Annotated in this window: 1 protein-coding gene; it reads left to right on the forward strand. The window is 72.3% G+C overall.

Features of this window, described 5'->3' with window-relative positions:
• Positions 1 to 1024 (forward strand): AMP-binding protein (locus ACTWQJ_RS51750; protein ID WP_443313261.1); only part of this gene is annotated, 1024 nt, incomplete at both ends.

Consider the following 1024-nt stretch of genomic DNA (forward strand, 5'->3'; position numbering starts at 1 on the left):
GGTCCTGCAGAACACCCCCGGCTACCACGTGGAACTGCCGGGACTCGATGTACGCCCGCAGATGATCCACCCCGGCGGCGCGAAGTTCGATCTCTCGGTGAGCCTGACCGAGACGCTGGACGCGCAGGGCGCTCCGGCCGGCCTCGAAGGCTACGTCGAGTACGCCACGGACCTCTTCGACCGGGACACCGTTCGGCGGATCGTGCACTGGCTGGAGCGGCTGCTGACCGCCGTGGCCGCCGACCCGGGCCGGCGCATCGACGACATCGAGCTGCTGACCGAGGCCGAACGCCTCCAGCTCACCGGCACCTGGAACGACACCCGGCAGAACGTCCCGCAGGAGACCGTGCCGGCACTTTTCGAAGCGCAGGCCGCCCGCACCCCGGACGCGCCCGCCGTCCTGTTCGCGGACACCGCACTGTCGTACGCCGAACTGAACCGGCGCGCCAACCAACTGGCCCGACTGCTGATCCAACGGGGGATCGGACCGGAGGACCGGGTCGCCCTCATGCTGCCGCGCTCGCCCGACCTCGTCGTCGCGGTGCTGGCCGTCCTCAAGGCGGGCGCCGCCTACCTTCCGGTCGACCCGCAGTACCCGGCCGAACGCATCGCCTACCTGCTGTCCGACGGCGCACCCGAGCTGACCCTCGTCATGAGCGGCCGGACCGGCACACCGCCGACCGAGGCAGCCGTCCTGGACCTCGACTCGGCCCAGCCGGACCGCTTCCCCGACGACGACGTCACCGACGCCGAACGGCGTTCCCCGCTCACGCTCGCCCACGCCGCGTACGTCATCTACACCTCCGGCTCCAGCGGCCGCCCCAAGGGAGTGACCGGCACCCACACCGGCGCGGCGAGCCTGCTCGCGGCGCAGCGGCAGACCCTGCACGTCGGCCCCGGCGACCGGGTGCTGCAGTTCGCCTCGCTCAGCTTCGACGCGGCGTTCTGGGAAATGGTCATGGCGCTGTTGTCCGGCGCCACCCTGGTCCTCGCCGATCCCGACGGGCTGCGCCCCGGCGCCCCG

The organism is Streptomyces sp. KR55, from assembly GCF_052245645.1.
GTDB lineage: Bacteria > Actinomycetota > Actinomycetes > Streptomycetales > Streptomycetaceae > Streptomyces > Streptomyces flavusporus.